General features: G+C 45.2%; 20 protein-coding genes, 1 tRNA gene and 1 pseudogene. 16 read left to right on the forward strand and 6 right to left on the reverse strand.

The genetic code is table 11. The features are described 5' to 3' along the window. Nucleotides 1-39 precede the first annotated feature (39 nt). From E7746_RS06475 to E7746_RS06490, 4 genes are read left to right on the forward strand one after another with little or no spacing between them, the layout of a single operon-like run. Nucleotides 40-822, forward strand: coding sequence for a hypothetical protein (locus tag E7746_RS06475; RefSeq protein WP_136410226.1), 783 nt, complete (start codon nt 40-42; stop codon nt 820-822). Then, nucleotides 819-1118, forward strand: coding sequence for a hypothetical protein (locus E7746_RS06480; RefSeq protein WP_123397172.1), 300 nt, complete (start codon nt 819-821; stop codon nt 1116-1118). Before E7746_RS06475 ends, E7746_RS06480 begins: the two co-directional genes overlap by 4 nt. Next, nucleotides 1115-1705 (forward strand): hypothetical protein, encoded by a 591-nt coding sequence (locus tag E7746_RS06485; protein WP_135947571.1) that lies wholly within the window; start codon nt 1115-1117, stop codon nt 1703-1705. Before E7746_RS06480 ends, E7746_RS06485 begins: the two co-directional genes overlap by 4 nt. Beyond that, nucleotides 1702-2385, forward strand: coding sequence for a hypothetical protein (locus E7746_RS06490; RefSeq protein ID WP_123397174.1), 684 nt, complete (start codon nt 1702-1704; stop codon nt 2383-2385). The genes E7746_RS06485 and E7746_RS06490 overlap by 4 nt, the downstream gene beginning before the upstream one ends. A 206-nt stretch (nt 2386-2591) precedes the next feature. On the opposite strand, the gene E7746_RS06495 is transcribed toward E7746_RS06490, so the two are convergent. After that, nucleotides 2592-2807: a helix-turn-helix domain-containing protein gene (locus E7746_RS06495; RefSeq protein WP_262709697.1), complete on the reverse strand. Its 216-nt coding sequence runs from the start codon at nt 2805-2807 to the stop codon at nt 2592-2594. Nucleotides 2808-3043: 236 nt separating this feature from the next. Between E7746_RS06495 and E7746_RS06500 the strand changes: the two genes are divergently transcribed. Then, a complete protein-coding gene (locus E7746_RS06500) occupies nt 3044-3625 on the forward strand; it encodes a DUF2441 domain-containing protein (protein WP_123397176.1) in 582 nt (193 codons plus the stop codon). Nucleotides 3626-3701: 76 nt separating this feature from the next. On the opposite strand, the gene E7746_RS06505 is transcribed toward E7746_RS06500, so the two are convergent. The 5 genes from E7746_RS06505 to rbr all read right to left on the reverse strand — a co-directional run bounded on the left by E7746_RS06505 (nt 3702) and on the right by rbr (nt 8266). Beyond that, nucleotides 3702-4838: a dTDP-glucose 4,6-dehydratase gene (locus tag E7746_RS06505; protein ID WP_136410227.1), complete on the reverse strand. Its 1137-nt coding sequence runs from the start codon at nt 4836-4838 to the stop codon at nt 3702-3704. A gap of 55 nt (nt 4839-4893) precedes the next feature. Then, on the reverse strand, nt 4894-5469 hold the full coding sequence (rfbC, locus tag E7746_RS06510) for a dTDP-4-dehydrorhamnose 3,5-epimerase (RefSeq protein WP_136410228.1): 576 nt from the start codon (nt 5467-5469) through the stop codon (nt 4894-4896). Nucleotides 5470-5518: 49 nt separating this feature from the next. After that, on the reverse strand, nt 5519-6424 hold the full coding sequence (gene rfbA, locus E7746_RS06515; protein WP_136410229.1) for a glucose-1-phosphate thymidylyltransferase RfbA: 906 nt from the start codon (nt 6422-6424) through the stop codon (nt 5519-5521). Nucleotides 6425-6793: 369 nt separating this feature from the next. Next, a complete protein-coding gene (locus tag E7746_RS06520) occupies nt 6794-7411 on the reverse strand; it encodes a hypothetical protein (protein WP_136410230.1) in 618 nt (205 codons plus the stop codon). Between the two features lie 273 nt (nt 7412-7684). Beyond that, complete coding sequence (rbr, locus tag E7746_RS06525) at nt 7685-8266, reverse strand: rubrerythrin (RefSeq protein WP_136410231.1); 582 nt, start codon at nt 8264-8266, stop codon at nt 7685-7687. Between the two features lie 411 nt (nt 8267-8677). Between rbr and trpB the strand changes: the two genes are divergently transcribed. From trpB to E7746_RS06580, 11 genes and pseudogenes are all read left to right on the forward strand, one after another. After that, a complete protein-coding gene (gene trpB, locus E7746_RS06530; protein WP_136410232.1) occupies nt 8678-9877 on the forward strand; it encodes a tryptophan synthase subunit beta in 1200 nt (399 codons plus the stop codon). 14 nt (nt 9878-9891) lie between these two features. Continuing rightward, nucleotides 9892-11304: an anthranilate synthase component I family protein gene (locus E7746_RS06535; RefSeq protein ID WP_136410233.1), complete on the forward strand. Its 1413-nt coding sequence runs from the start codon at nt 9892-9894 to the stop codon at nt 11302-11304. Nucleotides 11305-11324: 20 nt separating this feature from the next. Beyond that, nucleotides 11325-11891 (forward strand): annotated as a pseudogene (locus E7746_RS06540) (anthranilate synthase component II). Between the two features lie 13 nt (nt 11892-11904). Next, nucleotides 11905-12900, forward strand: a complete 996-nt coding sequence (trpD, locus tag E7746_RS06545; RefSeq protein WP_136410234.1) for an anthranilate phosphoribosyltransferase — start codon at nt 11905-11907, stop codon at nt 12898-12900. 5 nt (nt 12901-12905) lie between these two features. Further along, complete coding sequence (trpC, locus tag E7746_RS06550; protein WP_136410235.1) at nt 12906-13691, forward strand: indole-3-glycerol phosphate synthase TrpC; 786 nt, start codon at nt 12906-12908, stop codon at nt 13689-13691. Further along, nucleotides 13678-14394 carry a phosphoribosylanthranilate isomerase gene (locus E7746_RS06555; protein WP_136410236.1) on the forward strand — a complete coding sequence of 239 codons (717 nt, stop codon included), beginning with the start codon at nt 13678-13680 and terminating at the stop codon, nt 14392-14394. The genes trpC and E7746_RS06555 overlap by 14 nt, the downstream gene beginning before the upstream one ends. Further along, nucleotides 14354-15136 (forward strand): tryptophan synthase subunit alpha, encoded by a 783-nt coding sequence (gene trpA / locus E7746_RS06560; protein ID WP_136410237.1) that lies wholly within the window; start codon nt 14354-14356, stop codon nt 15134-15136. The genes E7746_RS06555 and trpA overlap by 41 nt, the downstream gene beginning before the upstream one ends. Before the next feature lie 67 nt (nt 15137-15203). Beyond that, a tRNA-Ser gene (locus E7746_RS06565) sits at nt 15204-15290 on the forward strand. 527 nt (nt 15291-15817) lie between these two features. Further along, a complete protein-coding gene (locus tag E7746_RS06570; protein ID WP_136410238.1) occupies nt 15818-17035 on the forward strand; it encodes a site-specific integrase in 1218 nt (405 codons plus the stop codon). A 179-nt stretch (nt 17036-17214) separates the two neighbouring features. Beyond that, nucleotides 17215-17577: a hypothetical protein gene (locus E7746_RS06575; RefSeq protein WP_121697889.1), complete on the forward strand. Its 363-nt coding sequence runs from the start codon at nt 17215-17217 to the stop codon at nt 17575-17577. Further along, nucleotides 17574-17867, forward strand: coding sequence for a helix-turn-helix domain-containing protein (locus E7746_RS06580; RefSeq protein WP_121697890.1), 294 nt, complete (start codon nt 17574-17576; stop codon nt 17865-17867). Before E7746_RS06575 ends, E7746_RS06580 begins: the two co-directional genes overlap by 4 nt. The last annotated feature ends 38 nt before the right edge of the window (nt 17868-17905 follow it).

A 17905-nucleotide genomic window follows, 5' to 3' on the forward strand; every position in this document is an offset into this window, starting at 1 on the left:
CAAGATTATAAAAATAGATATCGGTGAAAGAATAGTGATATGAAACCGGTATATCGTATATTTTGGATAATGCTGATTGTGATAGCAAGTGCTGCTGTTGCATCCGCCCAAGCTGTTTTCTCAGTAGAGCAAATAAGCTACGTTGAATATGCCAATGCTGAAAAGGAGTTTTCATGCTATAATGTAATTCCGACAGACTCCATTGCCGACAACGAAATCGTAAGTATGGTGTTAAAAGAATCGCAGGCTAAGTTTGAACGGATTGATTCTGTCATCCGACAAGAAATATATTACGTGATAGAAGCAGACGGGGTTGGGTTTAACAAACAACGGTTATTATATCTTCCGGAATTGAAGTTGTATGGTTTTGTAATCCCGGACAGTCCGCATGACGATTCTATATGGTGGTTTGACTCCGAGAGTGGAAAGTATATATGTAGTGCGGCCTATCCAACAGTTATAAACGCCAACGGGATGTATGTATCGCAGATCGGCTATGATTGCGATTGGCCGTTAGATTTGAGATTTTTTCGCCGAGAAGGAAATGACTTTTATGAATTTGAGTCATATAAGAGCACTCAATATAATGGTGAACCACTATACTGTCAGGCAGAAGAGTCCGGGCTTCGCACTATCTTCTGGCATGACAATAATACGTTGTATCTGAAAACCATCGACCATAACCGTCAAGAATCGGTATACCTAAAAATCAAGGTTCAGCAGTCTGTCAGGGATATGCTTGAAAATATGATGCCGAATGATGCTGTCAGACCTGCTCCGAAAAAGTCAATCAGGAATCAAGAGAAAGGAGGCAAGCGATGAAACTGATATACAAAGCAAAATGGCCGATTGTCATATTATTTGCAATCACATTCGTGGCTTCTTTTGCAGTTCTTTTTGTAGGAGAAACAGCAGTTGTCAACAGGTGTCTGTTGGTAGCGAATGTCTTACTGATAATGGCGCAGTTGGCAAACGTGGTTTATGCGTTTAGAAATAGGCATAAAGATATTGGAATCGCATTACTTGTCTGCCTTCTCATTGGTATTGGGCTGATGTGGGTAATATATATTTGGAGCTGGAATTATACCGTTAAAGCATTAACAATAGGCTTTGAATGAAGAATTTATTGTACATATCTGCCATTGTCGGCAATTTCTTGTTGTTGATTTACGCCGTTATCTTGATTGTCGGAATTAGTGGCGGTTGGCTTGATCGTGAATTGTGGCTACATTCCGATGTGGCTAAAGTTGCACAACTCCTGCTCATGGCATCGGCGATGGGATTGTTATTTGCCAACATTCGTATTAGTCGGGAACAATATGGCGGCAGGTATCTGTCATTGATTTTATGCGGGAACTTCTTTATCAATCCCTTCCTGAGCTTATATTTCTTGAGTGGTAAAACAGATAGCAAACAGACATCAACGGCATTTTCAAAGCGCAATGTATATCTATTCCTTCGCAATGTGCAGATATTTTGGCTGCTATACACATTCGCGGCAGTGTTCTATACCCCGCTGATTGAGTCACAAATTGGCGAGATATTTTATCTCGGATTGATAATTGCGATAATCGCCTTTATACAAAAGAACATTTCAATTGCCGTAAGGCATGACACTCCCGGCTATATATTGCTGAATGTATGCCTATTCTTCATTTACGCACCATTCTATTCACGTCGCGTACTTAAAAATAACTGGCTATGAAAATACAAGACATTAAAAATCGCATATTTTCGGAATTGGAGCCTTTTGCAACATCCAATGGATTTAAGATTGTCAAAAGTAGATTTGCATTAAGCAGGAGAATTGGCAACAGAAGTGAAGAAATATGGTTCACTACAAATTCTTGGGGATTTGAGATACATCTCTTTCCTTATGTCAGTGTGGATTTTAGTGATATAACTGCCATCTGCAATGCCTATGGTTTCCATTTGAATCATTCAGCATTTATAAATCTGAGATTGCTTCAGGCAATAAAATCTAATGGCTTTAATCCGGACTTGCATTGGCAGATGCAAGTGAAAAATACGGATAGATTTGTGCTTACTGACAATAATTTTGCTTGCAACTGGCTCGACCTTAACAATGAGTTATTGCCAATTTTACCTCTTGCTGTGGATTTTATGTCACAATACAATAGTATCGCTGCTTTGGATGCCTTATATAATACAAGACCGATAGAACTCTATTGTCCATATTGTTCCGGACTTGATACTCATTGCATGGTTGGACTGATTTCAGCCAAATTATCTCGTAATAGCGATTACGAGGATGTTAAACAAATGTATCAGCAAATTGTGAAACGGGAAAATTTTACAGTAGAAATGAAATCTTCATTTACACGACTAACGGCCTATCTTGATAATTATGAAGCTGACCGATAAACGATTATGTATTTGGGAGCTTGCGACAACATCATTATCGGCAATGCCTTCATTTTTTACGGTGAAAACCTCGGCTTGATAATGCTGATTGTATTGTCATACGCTTTTTTTAAAAATTGTGGATAACATTAGCAATACTCCGTGCCTCTCCACGACATTGACATACGTGCAAGCCGGTAGGATGTATTTACATTTAGTATTCTCTTTTAATCATCATTCCCAATTAAGTAATCTAATTTTACATTCAGCGCATCTGCAATTTTCTTTGCATTTAAAAGCGAGATTGAACATTCGCCACGTTCAACCATTCCTATATAAGTTTGATGATGACCTGCGCGAAATGCAAGCTCTTCCTGAGAAATGCTCATTGCCAATCGGCATTTGTGAACATTTCGTCCGAATGCTATGTCTGTTTTATTCACTTATGCTATATTTAGTATATAATTTTAAACGTTTAATTTACCGGAATCAACATATTGTATGACACAATTATTTATTCCCTTCATATTGGATAACAAATTAAACCGACCCGAGTTTATGAAATAAAATCATAAATATCTCCCGAGCAATACTTCAATTAAAAGGCAATTTTTTGCAACGGACATTATTGTACAATAAAAATTTATACATTTGTATCTGAATAATAAAATTGATCACAATGTCACAAGCCGACTGCAATAATAAACCTAAATTAAATATGGGTGTATTGAACGATGTAAGCGGAGTAATAGTGTATCATGTCGTAAGAATTCCGAAACGGCAATACGAGGTAAATGAACCATTTGAATTTCCCATCTCGGAAAGAGATTTTTCATCGGCACCATCCTATAAACAAGAAGCGGAGAATCTACTTGAGCAAGCACGGCTCAATGAATTTCCTGAATATCCATCACGAAAAGATTGTCTATTTGTTGCCCGAAATCGTGAAGATATGGACGCGTGGATTCATTATAAATATAGAGATGATTGCGATTTTGTGCTATACAAAATTCTGTTAGAAAAGGGCAAACTTATTTGGCTGGACACCGAATGGTATGAAGGCGCAGCCGAGTTGTTAGCGCCTGACAATATCGTGCTTACTCACAACAAAACATTACCGGAATGCATTTCAAATTATTGGAATGGAGTGCCATACCGTAAAAATGGATATGGATTGATTGAAGGATTGTTCTATGGAACAGCCAAAATATTGTCAAAAGACAAGTATCAGATTCGTAATCGGAAAATAATAAAGGCTTAACAATATATATTATACTACTACGGCGCACCGGAATTCCGGTGCGCCGTAGTAGTATATGTGATGTAGTAGTGGGTAATTAGCGGTTGGCATACATGTCCTCGTAGTAGCGCTGATAGTCGCCCGAGGTTATGTGGTCCATCCAGGGTTGATTGTCAAGATACCAGCGGACGGTCTTTTCGATGCCCTCCTCAAACTGAAGCGACGGCTCCCAACCGAGCTCACGCTGAAGTTTGCGCGAATCAATGGCATAGCGCATGTCGTGACCAAGTCGGTCAGTGACATAGGTTATGAGGTGCTCACTGTGACCTTCGGGGTTGCCGAGCAGACGATCGACAGTGCGTATGATCACACGTATAAGGTCGATATTTTTCCACTCATTGAATCCTCCGATGTTGTAAGTGTCGGCAATCTTTCCCTTATGGAATATCAAATCGATTGCGCGAGCGTGATCCTCAACGAAGAGCCAGTCACGCACATTTTCACCCTTGCCGTAGACTGGCAGCGGCTTGCCGTGGCGTATATTGTTTATAAACAACGGTATCAACTTTTCGGGGAACTGGTAAGGGCCGTAGTTGTTGGAACAATTGGTTACAATTGTAGGCATTCCGTAGGTGTCGTGATAGGCACGCACAAAGTGGTCGCTCGACGCCTTTGAGGCACTATAGGGACTGTGAGGATTGTATTTGGTTGTTTCAAGGAAAAATTCAGAACCGTAGGCGTGATGATGTTCGGTCGACGAAGCTGTGGTAGTGAACGGCGACTCAATACCTTCGGGGTCGGTGAGCTCAAGTGCTCCATAAACTTCATCGGTCGAAATGTGATAGAACAATTTGCCGTCATATTTCTCGGGCAACGACTCCCAATATTCCTTGGCCGCCTGAAGCAAAGCGAGTGTACCCATAACATTTGTGCGGGCAAATGTGAACGGATCCTTGATTGAGCGGTCGACATGACTCTCGGCGGCAAGATGTATAATGCCATCTATCTTATGCTCTACGATTATGCGTCGCATCTCGTCAAGATCGGCGATATCGGCCTTGACAAATGTATAGTTGGGGCTATCCTCTATATCCTTGAGATTGGCGAGGTTACCGGCATAGGTGAGTTTGTCAAGGTTTACGATGTGATAATCGGGATATTTGTTGACAAAAAGTCGCACAACATGTGAGCCTATGAATCCGGCACCGCCGGTTATGAGTATATTTCGTTTCATTATCTTTATTGTATTTATTATTTTTACCAATTAGTCAAATAAGCTGAAATTTTTACTATTGCTTATATTGATCAACATCGTAGTCAAACGGCGAATCAAAGTCGGCAAGCAAAGGATGCTTCGTGTCCTTCTCGCTCAGAATGGCACATGCAGGGTCGATACGCCAATCAATACCAAGCGAATCATCGGCAATAGATATGCCTCCATCGGCCTGAGGGGCATAATAATTGTCACACTTGTATTGGAACACTGCAGTTTCGCTCAACACGGCAAAACCATGGGCGAAACCTCGCGGAACAAAGAACTGCCTATGGTTTTCCTCGCTTAGCTCAACAGCCACATGACGGCCATAGGTAGGCGAACCCTTACGTATGTCAACAGCTACATCAAGCACCCGTCCTTTGACACAACGCACAAGCTTGGACTGAGTGTATGGCGGACGCTGGAAATGCAGTCCTCTCATCACGCCACGTGTCGAGCATGACTCATTGTCCTGTACAAAATCCACAGGACGCACCTTCTCGTCAAATTCGCGTTTTGAGTAGCTCTCAAAAAAATATCCTCGAGAATCATTAAATAAGCGCGGCTCAATTATTACCACGCCCTCTATATCGGTCTTTATTACCTCCATCGCTTTATAATTTGCAGGAATTGAAAAACAATAACTAAAATCAGAGTTATCAATCCAAATTTTTACATCCGGTACGCTCAACCTCTTCTACTACCTTCAGAAGATATTGACCATACTGATTCTTCAACATCGGGCGGGCAAGCTCAACCATTTTATCGCGTGAAATCCAGCCCTGTCGATAAGCGATACCTTCAAGACAGGCAATCTTGAGTCCCTGACGCTTCTCAAGCACCTCGACATATATTGAAGCTTCGGCAAGCGAATCGTGAGTACCGGTATCAAGCCAGGCAAAGCCTCGGGGCAAAGTCTGCACCTTCAACTCACCATCCTTAAGAAATTCCTGATTCACAGTGGTGATTTCCAATTCACCACGTGCCGACGGTTTGATTGTAGCGGCTACATCCACCACCTTGTTGGGGTAGAAATACAATCCAACGACGGCATAGTTTGACTTAGGATGTTCAGGCTTCTCCTCTATCGACAGGCAGTTACCGTTATGATCAAATTCGGCAACACCGTAACGCTCGGGATCGTCAACCCAATATCCAAACACCGTAGCCTTACCCTCACTCTCAGCCGTGCGCACAGCCTCCTTCAAGATACCGGAAAATCCTGCGCCATGGAATATATTATCGCCCAACACAAGACAAGCCGCATCATCGCCAATGAACTCACGACCGATAATAAATGCCTGCGCCAATCCGTCGGGACTTGGCTGCTCGGCATAGCTAAGATTTAAGCCATAGTCGCTGCCATCGCCAAGCAAGCGCTTGAACCCCGGCAAATCCTGCGGAGTTGATATCACCAGAATATCACGAATTCCGGCAAGCATCAATGCCGAAATAGGATAATACACCATCGGCTTGTCATAAATCGGGAGCAACTGCTTGCTAACTCCTTTGGTAATCGGATACAAACGTGTGCCCGATCCTCCTGCCAAAACTATTCCTTTCATTTCATCAAAAAATGATTAAAAGCAACGGGAGGAGCCTAAGCGACACCCGATCCCGCTCGATTCAAAATGAATTTTCTGCAAATATAATGCTATTTCCTTAGATAACAAACACCTCCCCACCCCAATTTCACACAACCGCGAGCCTTCTCAATGCGCCCGCGTTCAAAATCCCTCCCCATTTGAATTGGGTTAAGGCATAAAAATAAGGTCGTTCTCGATTGATGTCGGAACGGCCTTATTTGGTTGAACTGAATCAAATAATATAAAGTATAATCACAGGAGCTCAAAAATAATCCTATTCAGTTCAATATGTCGATAAGGTTTTCTAATAATAATTTCATTTCAATCAGCTACTGATATACAGCGCAATCACAGATAGACAGCAATCTCAAATACCATGCCCTGCACCGGATTGCGGGTATATCGGCTCGATGACTCATAGACGCGGTTGGTGTCAAGATTTGAAATCTTGTAAGCCAACGTTATCAATGCCGGTCCTAACCGCAATGTAGGTCCCACCAACACTCCAAATGACACGTTGTTACATTTATATTCAACCTCCTGCCATTTTTTGCCCGTCTGGCGATAGATAGTACAGTAGTGGTTGGTGCTAAATCTCACCGATGGCGTGATGTTTAGTCCTATTCCCGCATTGCCTATCCGAAAAATCGGCGCTGTATCAATTACAATCGACGGCTCAATATAGAGCGATGTGTTCTGCGCATAATCATTATAATAGTGATTGCAGCAACAATCATCATAACCGCCAAACAAATCAAACAGAAGTCCTGCTTCCGATATTTCGCCCCACACACCAAGGCTTCCGCCAATTCCGATGTGCTTGTCCACCATATAGTGATAGGAGAATGCCACATTATAATTATCACCGTCAACTCCTAAGTTTATGCCGACTCGGTTGGAATCCTCCTGACACCACACATTAGCAATGATAAAAACTGAAAACAATATGCATAGACATCTTTTCATCTTTGATTGATTTTGATTGGTTATATTTCCCATCAGCATCGCCACGTGCCCGACACCAATGCTTATCGTTTACCCCTAAGAGTATAAAAGCCCGATTATCCCCTATTCTTTTATCTTAAAAAATATTAATCGCTCAAAAGCCGCCGTTTTCCACAATCAACTCACCTCAACAACATCCCACCCTCGATCACATTCCCACATAAATATCAATGCCCGGAAGCATATCGCTTTCCGGGCATTGCACATATTCCAACAAAACAGATTAACTATTTATCAATAATTATTTTTCTTACGCTCAAAGTAGCCTTGTTCCTTTCCGCATACCGGGCATTTGCCGGGAGCAGACTTGCCCTTATGGATATATCCGCAGTAACGGCACTGCCATTCCTCTTCCTCCGCGTCACAGAACACGCTTTCGCTCTCTACGCGTTCGAGCAGCTTCAGGTAACGGGCTTCATGACCCTGTTCCACCTGTGCAACAAGTTTGAAGTGTGAAGCAATGCGAGGGAATCCCTCCTCCTGTGCAACACGTGCAAACTCAAGATACATGTCTGACCACTCCTCATGCTCACCGGCAGCAGCTTCACGCAGGTTACGTGCCGTATCGCCAATAGGTCCTGCAGGATATGACGCGGTTATCTCAAGCATTCCTTCATCAAGATAGCTGAAGAAACTCTTGGCATGAGCATATTCCTGCTCAGCCGTTTCAAGGAATATAGCGGCTATCTGCTCATAACCTTCATTCTTGGCTACTTCGGCAAATATTGTGTAACGACCGCGAGCTTGCGATTCACCGGCAAATGACTTAAGCAGATTCTGCTCAGTACGTGTACCTTTGATGCTTTTATTATCCATAATACAAATTATAAAATTTATTTTTTCAATTATACTATTTTAACGCAGGACTAATTAAATTGTTCAACGCTCCGAAACTATTTCTCCGACATTGAAATTTGCATATTTATGCATTACATATTAACAAAAGCACTTAAACACGACAAAATATCGAAAATAATTAAACTTTTGCCCCTAAAATTTGTATTTTAATAAAAACAACTGTATATTTGCAGCATAAAACAATTAATCATGTCATATATATACAACATAAATCATTGGTGGCACATCGGTAACAAATATCGATGGCAATGATATGTTATAGTTGATCAATATCTACAATTAAATACATAACTGCACTTTAGAGAGCCGTCGATATTACATCGATGGCTTTTTTATTAACATCACTATTACGGCAAAACGCAAAAAACAATGAACAACTACCATCATCACACCCTCCCGGTAAACGATGCCGGATATTATGGCCGATTCGGTGGAGCCTATATTCCCGAAATCCTGCACCACAATGTGGAGATGCTCACCGAAGCATACTATCGCTATATCGACGACCCGCAATTCAATCAACAGTTCAACGACCTGATGCGCGACTACGTAGGGCGTCCGTCACCGCTGTATCGCGCCGGCCGACTGAGCGAACTTTACAACACCAACATATACCTTAAGCGTGAAGACCTAAACCACACAGGCGCTCACAAGATAAACAACGCCATAGGCTCGGTGCTGCTGGCAATGCGCATGGGCAAGAAGCGCATCATCGCCGAAACCGGAGCCGGACAACACGGTGTAGCCACAGCAACTGTGTGCGCGCTCATGGGACTTGAATGTGTAGTCTACATGGGAGCAACCGATGTAGCACGACAGCAGCCCAACGTAGAGCGCATGAAGATGCTCGGAGCTACGGTGATTCCGGTCGAAAGCGGCAACATGACCCTAAAGGATGCTACAAATGAAGCCATACGCGACTGGTGCTGCAACCCCGACAGCTTTTATGTCATCGGGAGCACCGTGGGACCTCATCCCTACCCTGAAATGGTAGCACGATTCCAGTCAATAATAAGTGAGGAGATAAAGTCACAGCTCAAGTCACACATAGGTCGCGAAAATCCCGATTACGTAATAGCCTGTGTGGGCGGAGGCAGCAATGCCGCAGGTGCTTTCTACCATTTCATCGACAATCCCGATGTAAAACTTGTAGCTGCCGAAGCAGCCGGACTGGGTGTCGACACCGACAAGACTGCTGCAACAATACAGGCAGGCACCGAGGGCATAATACACGGTGCACGCACATTGGTGATGCAGACACCCGACGGACAGATAATAGAACCCTACTCCATATCGGCAGGTCTTGACTATCCCGGCATAGGCCCCTTGCATGCCTATCTTGCATCAACAGGCCGCACAAAAGTACTGCCCGTAACCGACGACGAAGCGCTGAGAGCGGCATTCAGGCTGACACGCATCGAAGGCATAATTCCGGCTCTTGAATCGGCCCACGCTCTCGGAGCTCTCGACAAAATGGACTTCAAGCCCGATGATATAGTGGTAGTAAACCTCTCAGGGCGCGGCGACAAGGACATGCACACCTACATGGCTTATAAAGACAAATATTAAAACTCACTGACAAGATGAAACGATACAACCTCATTGTAAAATCGCGCATGATTCCTGCCGACCTGGAAACTCCGGTAGGCATCTACCTTAAGATTCGCGACCTCTATCCCGAGTCGGCACTACTTGAAAGCTCCGACTATCACACATCGCAAAACTCCATAAGCTATATCGGTGTCGATCCCATAGCCTCATTTGTAGTCGTCGATGAAGCCATAATAGCCACCTACCCCGACGGTTCGTCACAACGCATTGAAGTGACCGACGACACAGATGTTGTCGACATGCTTCGCGATTATATCGAGTCCTACGACATCGCAGGAGAAACATCGCCCGGGGCCAACGGCTTTTTCGGCTACACAGGCTACGATTGCGTGCGTTACTTTGAAAAGAGCGTACCTGTTCACGGCAAGGACTGCTGTTTCACCGGAATACCAGATATGAAATATGTGTTATACCGCTATATAATAACGGTGAACCACTATAAGAATCAGATGACGATATACGAGCATCTGTCCGACGGTGACGAATCGGGAATCGACGAGATAATAAGCATCTTGCACAATAACAACATGGCCCAGTACTCATTCAGCACTACAGGCGCGGCATCGTCACCGATTACCGACGAAGAGTACAAGGTTATGGTGCAGCGGGGAATCGCCCACGCATTACGAGGTGATGTGTTCCAGATTGTACTGTCACGCCGATTCTCCCAAACCTTCTCAGGTGATGAATTCAATGTTTACCGTGCGTTACGTTGCGTCAACCCGTCACCCTATTTGTTCTATTTTGATTTCGGTTCATTCCGCATTTTCGGTTCCTCACCCGAAACTCATCTGCGCATCAGCGGACATGACGCCTACATTGACCCGATAGCCGGCACATTCAAGCGCACCGGAAACGATGCACGTGACCATGAACTTGCCGAGGCTCTGCTTGTCGACGAGAAAGAAAATGCCGAACACATAATGCTCGTCGACCTTGCACGCAACGACCTCAGCCGAAGCGGCGGACGCGTCAATATAGAGTTCCTGCGACAAATTCAATACTACTCCCATGTCATACACATGGTATCAAGAGTTCATGCCACACTTCCCGAGAATACCAATCCCTATAGATTGTTTGCCGACACATTCCCCGCCGGAACACTAAGCGGAGCACCAAAGGTAAAAGCCATGCAGCTTATCGACTTGATCGAGCCTCACAACCGCATGATATATGGCGGCTGCATAGGATTCATAGGATTCAACGGCGACCTAAACCAGGCCATTACAATAAGGAGTTTCCTCAGCTATAACAACACTCTATATTCACAAGCCGGAGCCGGAGTCGTGGCACATTCCATTACCGAAAACGAGCTTCAGGAAACCAACAACAAGTTAGGCGCACTATTCAACGCAGTGAAGTATGCCGAAACATTCGGACATTAACCCGTAAAAACCGAAACGCAATGAAACTATTGATACTTGACAACTACGACTCGTTTACTTACAACATCGTACACTCGGTAAGATAAATGGGAATAACCCCCGATGTAATACGCAACGACAAAATATCGCTCGACGACATCGACCGATATGACAAAATAATAATATCGCCGGGACCGGGCATACCGTCGGAAGCCGGTGTGCTGCCGGAGCTGCTCAAGCGTTACGCACCGGTAAAACCGATACTCGGAATATGCCTCGGCGAACAGGCCATAGGCGAATGCTTCGGAGCCCGACTCAAAAAACTATCGACAGTATATCACGGCATTCAGTCGACAATCGACATAACCGCAAGCGACTACCTGTTTGAAGGGCTTCCTGATAAGATAGAAGTTGGGCGCTATCACTCTTGGGTCGTCGACCGTGAGGATTTCCCCGACAACAATCTTGAAGTGACAGCAATGAGCAGCGACGGCAACATCATGGCCATCCGTCACCGGGTATACGATGTGCGGGGAGTACAATTCCATCCCGAATCAATACTCACCCCGTCAGGCGACACTATAATAAGGAACTGGATTAATCATTAAAACACGACTAACGATGAAGGATCTATTATATAAAATGTTTGAACACAAGAGCCTTTCGCGCAATGAGGCACGCGATGTGCTGCTTAACATTGCCGACGGACGATATAACGAGTCTCAGCTCTCGGCGTTCATGACTGTATATCTCATGCGCAGCATAACTCTTGACGAGCTTATCGGCTTCCGCGATGCACTCATTGAGCGCCGGCGGCCATTGGACTTCGACGATGTGAAATCGATTGACATCGTAGGCACCGGCGGTGATGGCAAAAACACCTTCAACATCTCGACCGCGACATGCTTTGTTGTCGCCGGCACAGGCCGCAAGGTCATCAAGCACGGCAACTATGGCGCAAGCTCAATATCGGGAGCGTCAAATGTGCTGGAACAGCACGGAGTCAAGTTCACGAGCGACCCCGACCGTCTTCGCAAATCGCTCGATGAAAGCGGAGTGTGCTATCTGCATGCACCGTTCTTCAGTCCGGCACTCAAAAGCGTAGGCCCCGTGAGGAAATCGCTCGGTGTAAGAACATTCTTCAATATGCTCGGACCGCTTGTCAATCCCACCCTGCCGAAGCATCAGCTGCTGGGTGTCTACAACCTCAAGCTGCTCCGATTATACAACTACATCGCCCAGCTTGAAGGCATAAACTGCACTGTCGTACACTCCCTTGACGGATACGACGAAATATCGTTGACCTCGCCATTCAAGGTTGCGTCATCACAAGGCGAGCGCATCTACACTCCTGAATCGCTTGGATGGAGCCGAATCGCTCAAAAGGAGCTGTCGGGAGGAAATTCCATTGAAGACGCCGCGAAAATATTCGACAATGTGCTGCACAATACGGCGACCGAAGCTCAGCTCAATTGCGTCATAGCCAATGCCGCGTTCGCAATTGTCACGCTTGAACCCGAGATTGAGCTTAACGATGCCATAGAGCAGGCCACCGACTCTATAAAAAGCGGCCGTGCCCTAAGCGCATTTGAACGATTTGTCCAACTAAACAACTAACAACGATGAATTCAATACTCAATGCAATAGTCGACAACAAGCGTCGCGAGATAGAAGCCAGGGCCATGCTCGGAATTTACGACAAGGCGTTGTCCCATGCCACAAAGTCGGTCTACACACCGGTGTCGATGAGCCGCAGCATCACCGATAATGAAGTTGGAATAATTGCCGAATTCAAGCGTCGCTCGCCGTCACGCGGCGACATCCACCCCGGTGCAGTAGCCGACGAGATAGTAAAGGGCTACACCAAATCAGGTGCCGCTGCATGCTCGATTCTCACCGACACCGTATATTTCGGAGGCGCATTGAGCGACCTGGCTCTTGCCCGAAAAAGCACTTCGCTACCGTTGCTGCGTAAGGAATTCATAGTCGATTCATGCCAGATATTCGAGGCTCGGCTATATGGTGCCGATGCCATACTACTTATAGCATCAATCCTGTCATTCAACGACATAGTGAAGTTCACCGACACTGCCCATCAATTGGGAATGGAAGTGCTGCTTGAGTTGCACGACATGGATGAGCTCGACCGATTCAATCCCGAGGTCGACATGGTGGGAATCAACAATCGCAATCTGTCGACATTCGTCACCGATACCGATGTTTCGCTGCAGATGGCATCAGCCCTCACCGACGACATTGTAAAGGTGGCTGAAAGCGGCCTCTCCTCCATCGCCGAAATTCATCGGCTCCGCGATGTCGGCTATCGTGGATTTCTGATAGGCGAAACATTCATGAAGCACCAACACCCCGGCAAAGCCCTTAAAGATTTCATCAATGCAACAGAATAAATCCACATTCCCCACTCCTCGCCATAGCGAGATGATGATTAAGATATGCGGCATGCGCGAGCCCGACAACATTGCCCAAGTCGCATCGCTGGCACCTATGCTTATGGGATTCATTTTCTATCCCAAATCACCTCGCAACGCCTGCGAATTGGATCCCATGACAGTAATGTCGCTTCCCGGCTTCATAAGACCCGTCGCCGTATTTGTAAATGACAATTACGACCACATAATCGATATCTGCAACCGTTACCGATTCAAGATAGTGCAGCTCCACGGAGAGGAATCGCCCGAAATGTGCCGGCGGCTGCGCGACAGCGGATTAACTGTGTTCAAGGCTGTAAGCATCGGCAGCGAAATCGACTGGACAAGCCTTCTGCAATATGACGGAAGCGTCGACATGTTCCTGTTTGACAACGTAACGCCATCGTCACATGGAGGCACAGGCCGCAAGTTTGACTGGCAGCTTCTCGACGACTATCCGTTATCCATTCCCTACATGTTAAGCGGAGGCATAGGCCCCGACGATGTCGACTCGATAGTCAATGCAATGCGTCCGGGAATGGCCGGAATCGACATAAACAGCCGGTTTGAGTCAGAACCGGGCCACAAAGACCTCCACAAATTAATCAACTTCATCCTTTCACTAAGAAAATTCAACGAAAATGAACCGACTGCAACACCTTTTTGGGAGAAAACAAAATAATATTCTGTCAGTGTATTTTACCGCCGGATTCCCCGCCATCGACTCAACCGGCGAAATAATAAAGCAACTTGCCTCACAAGGCGTCGACATGATTGAAATAGGCGTGCCCTTCTCCGACCCGATGGCCGACGGCAAGACCATACAGCACAGCTCGACCGTGGCACTCAACAACGGCATGAACCTGCAGCTGCTCTTGTCGCAAGTAGCCGAGGCAAGAAAGGAAGCGCCCGACACACCGCTCGTATTGATGGGCTACCTTAATCCCATGATTCAATATGGAATCGAGCGACTGTTTGAACGCTGCAAGGAAGTGGGTATAGACGCATTGATAATTCCCGACCTGCCGTTTGGCGAATATATGTCGGACTACAAAGCCCTTTGCGATAAGTACGACATACCCATAATAATGCTCATCACCCCCGAAACCGATGAACAACGCATCCAATTGATCGACAAAAACTGCTCGGGATTCATCTACATGGTTTCGTCGGCATCGACCACCGGCACCAAGGATCGCTTCACCGATGAACAGATAGCCTATTTCAAGCGCATCAACCGCATGCCGCTACAACACAACAGGCTCATAGGATTCGGAATATCCAACCCCGCGACACTGCAAGAAGCCTTCGGCAACTCATCGGGAGCCATAATCGGGTCATTGTTCATAAAATGCCTCAACCGACACAGCGACAATATATCGCAAGCTGTCAGCGAGTTATTAACGACGATAGGAATTAAGTGACAAAAAAACGCAAAACTATTTTGCAGCGTCCAAAACAATTTGTAATTTTGTCGCCGTAAAACTCCAAGGAAAGATGCCGGAGTGGTCGATCGGGACGGTCTCGAAAACCGTTGTACCCTTACGGGTACCCAGGGTTCGAATCCCTGTCTTTCCGCAACCTAAGCGGACAAAAGTCGGCTTAATCAAGACAAACCACGGACTATCAACAAGTTCCGTGGTTTTTTTGTGCCCTGACGCCAATAACGCCGGACGCACGAAAGCCCACGAAAACGGCATTCCGGACATTTATTTGCTACAAATTGGCTACACACTTTTGAAGATGCCTAAAATGTAGCAAGTGTGTAGCAAATTCGACTGTAACAATCTGATATAACACAACTTACAAAGACACACATCGGACTGTAACGGTCATAAATCAGCCAAATTTAAGCTCAAAATCATCAAATCGGACAAATGTGTAGCTAATTTGTAGCAAGTAGCGTTGTAAGGCATTGATAATGTGCAATATACAACAACACAACTTGTTCAAACATCGGAAATCCGATGTCCGGTGTCTGACGCGAAAACATTTTGTCCGCAACGTGTCCTCCATTGGCTTGAATCTGTCTCAACTCAAATTATTCACTAATCGTTTCAATGCTGAACACTAAATCCAGCATTTGAAATAAAAAATGATTTAAGATGAAACAGAACACCTTCAACATTCTCTTCTACATCAGGAGAGGACAACTGAACAAGCAAGGGGAAGGGGGTATAATGGTGCGCCTTTCTATCAACGGAGAAAGGGAAATGTTCTCTACCAAACTTGCTGTCAATCCCGAAATCTGGGATTCCAAAAGCGGCAGAGCCATAGGCAAGACCGCCAAAATAAAGGAGCTTAATGGCAAACTGTCGGATATTCAGGTTCTCCTTAAACGCCACTACTATGACCTTGAACAGCGTCATGGCTATGTGACCGCAGAAATGGTGAAGAATGCCTATATGGGCATTACCGCCAAAGCTGAATCCCTTATTCCTTTATATAAGGAGTTTCTTGAAGACACCAAGAAGATGATAGGGATTAACCGCAGCGACAAGACCTATCAGAAATATGAACGCTGCTACCGTCGTGTGGTGGAGTTTATGAAAGAGAAATACAATATCTCCGACATCCCCCTGCGAGAACTGAAACAAAAATTCCTTGTAGATTTTGAGGTTTTCCTCGCTACCCGATACAAGTGCGGGCAGAACACCGTTTACAAGTTTCTCCAACTTTTCCGCATGGTGCTGTTGAAAGCACAGCGTGAGGGTATCGCTTTCCGCGATCCGTATCTCAATCACAAGATGAAGAAAGAGAAGGTTGACCGAGGCTACCTCTCGGAAGATGAAGTTCTCGCCATCGCCAAAAAGGAAATCTCCATCAAGCGGCTCGATCAAGTACGCGATGTGTTCATATTCGCTTGCTATACGGGATTGGCTTATGCCGATATTGCCGCATTAAGGGCAGACAACATTAAAAAAATGTTCGATGGTCGCCTGTGGATAGTAACTCACCGTCAGAAAACCAAGACCAACGTGAACGTACCCCTCCTGCCTATGGCGGAGAAAATCCTCAAAAAGTACGAAGGACAATTCCAAGACGGTGAAATCCTGCCAGTCCTGAGCAATCAGAAGATGAACGCATACCTTAAAGAAATCGGCGACATTTGCGAAATTGAAAAGAAGATAACCTTTCACCTCGCACGTCATACATTCGCAACGACGATGACACTCGGTAAGGGTGTGCCTATCGAATCAGTGTCGAAGATGTTGGGCCATACCAACATTCAGACGACGCAAATCTACGCCAGAATCACAAACGACAAAATCAGTCGTGACATGGAAACACTCTCAAAAAATCTCGGCAATCTCGCAATTTAGTTGATGTATAGCTAATCCACTGACAAAGTGCTGGCTACATATCAATAGCCAGCACTTTGTGTCTTTACGAAAGGGTTAACATGAGTTAAAACCGTGGAATGTTACATGGAACGTCCCGAATGCACCTTTTGGCTATTGCCGAACTTTGCCAGCGTAACACTAAATCCAAAGAACGAATTATGGAAACAATTACACTGGAATATTTGAGCCGTAAGATAGAATCGCTCCAAGAGTTGACGCTATCTGTACTCGAATTGCTGAAAACCGAGAAGAAAAACGAAAAGCGTCGTAAAGAAGAAAAAGAGGAACTTATGGAGATTCCACCTATCTCCAAGACGCTGGCGGCCTCGCTGTTGCTTATGTCGCCCAGACAACTCCAACGAGTGCGCGACCGATACAAATTCAAATGGGTCAAACATGGTAAGGAAACACATTATTTCCTGTTGCCGATTTTGACCGCTATCGGGCAATTCAATCTCACATGGGATCCGGCGGTATTTGAAAAAATAAAGTTGTCATATCAAAACCGTCCGCGCTTATGAATGCCTACGAACTGAAACAGGTGTCGGCGATGATAAAGAGCCTTGAAAACACCTTTATGGAGCGTCTTCGCCAAATGGAACGGTCATATCTTGATGCTCTGAAAGGCTTCGGCATCATTGACGATGAGAAGATGTGGACTGAAAAGCAGGTTTGCGAAAAGTACGGCATCGACCGCAAGACGATGTATAATTACCGCAAAATGGAACTGATTCCATTCACCCGTAAGGGAGAGCGCGGGAAAATCTATTATCTACCCGCAGATGTAAGGGCTTTCTTTGCTGACCTGTAACCCGCATAAAATACACACAACACACATACACCAAAATA

It is taken from the genome of Muribaculum gordoncarteri, assembly GCF_004803695.1.
In the GTDB taxonomy this organism is placed as follows: domain Bacteria; phylum Bacteroidota; class Bacteroidia; order Bacteroidales; family Muribaculaceae; genus Muribaculum; species Muribaculum gordoncarteri.

Coding starts and splice junctions, on each gene's coding strand:
- E7746_RS06475 (WP_136410226.1), top strand. CDS start 40: ATGAAACCGGTATATCGTATATTTTGGATAATGCTGATTGTGATAGCA.
- E7746_RS06480 (WP_123397172.1), top strand. CDS start 819: ATGAAACTGATATACAAAGCAAAATGGCCGATTGTCATATTATTTGCA.
- E7746_RS06485 (WP_135947571.1), top strand. CDS start 1,115: ATGAAGAATTTATTGTACATATCTGCCATTGTCGGCAATTTCTTGTTG.
- E7746_RS06490 (WP_123397174.1), top strand. CDS start 1,702: ATGAAAATACAAGACATTAAAAATCGCATATTTTCGGAATTGGAGCCT.
- E7746_RS06500 (WP_123397176.1), top strand. CDS start 3,044: ATGTCACAAGCCGACTGCAATAATAAACCTAAATTAAATATGGGTGTA.
- E7746_RS06505 (WP_136410227.1), bottom strand. CDS start 4,838: ATGAAACGAAATATACTCATAACCGGCGGTGCCGGATTCATAGGCTCA.
- rfbC (WP_136410228.1), bottom strand. CDS start 5,469: ATGGAGGTAATAAAGACCGATATAGAGGGCGTGGTAATAATTGAGCCG.
- rfbA (WP_136410229.1), bottom strand. CDS start 6,424: ATGAAAGGAATAGTTTTGGCAGGAGGATCGGGCACACGTTTGTATCCG.
- E7746_RS06520 (WP_136410230.1), bottom strand. CDS start 7,411: ATGAAAAGATGTCTATGCATATTGTTTTCAGTTTTTATCATTGCTAAT.
- rbr (WP_136410231.1), bottom strand. CDS start 8,266: ATGGATAATAAAAGCATCAAAGGTACACGTACTGAGCAGAATCTGCTT.
- trpB (WP_136410232.1), top strand. CDS start 8,678: ATGAACAACTACCATCATCACACCCTCCCGGTAAACGATGCCGGATAT.
- E7746_RS06535 (WP_136410233.1), top strand. CDS start 9,892: ATGAAACGATACAACCTCATTGTAAAATCGCGCATGATTCCTGCCGAC.
- trpD (WP_136410234.1), top strand. CDS start 11,905: ATGAAGGATCTATTATATAAAATGTTTGAACACAAGAGCCTTTCGCGC.
- trpC (WP_136410235.1), top strand. CDS start 12,906: ATGAATTCAATACTCAATGCAATAGTCGACAACAAGCGTCGCGAGATA.
- E7746_RS06555 (WP_136410236.1), top strand. CDS start 13,678: ATGCAACAGAATAAATCCACATTCCCCACTCCTCGCCATAGCGAGATG.
- trpA (WP_136410237.1), top strand. CDS start 14,354: ATGAACCGACTGCAACACCTTTTTGGGAGAAAACAAAATAATATTCTG.
- E7746_RS06570 (WP_136410238.1), top strand. CDS start 15,818: ATGAAACAGAACACCTTCAACATTCTCTTCTACATCAGGAGAGGACAA.
- E7746_RS06575 (WP_121697889.1), top strand. CDS start 17,215: ATGGAAACAATTACACTGGAATATTTGAGCCGTAAGATAGAATCGCTC.
- E7746_RS06580 (WP_121697890.1), top strand. CDS start 17,574: ATGAATGCCTACGAACTGAAACAGGTGTCGGCGATGATAAAGAGCCTT.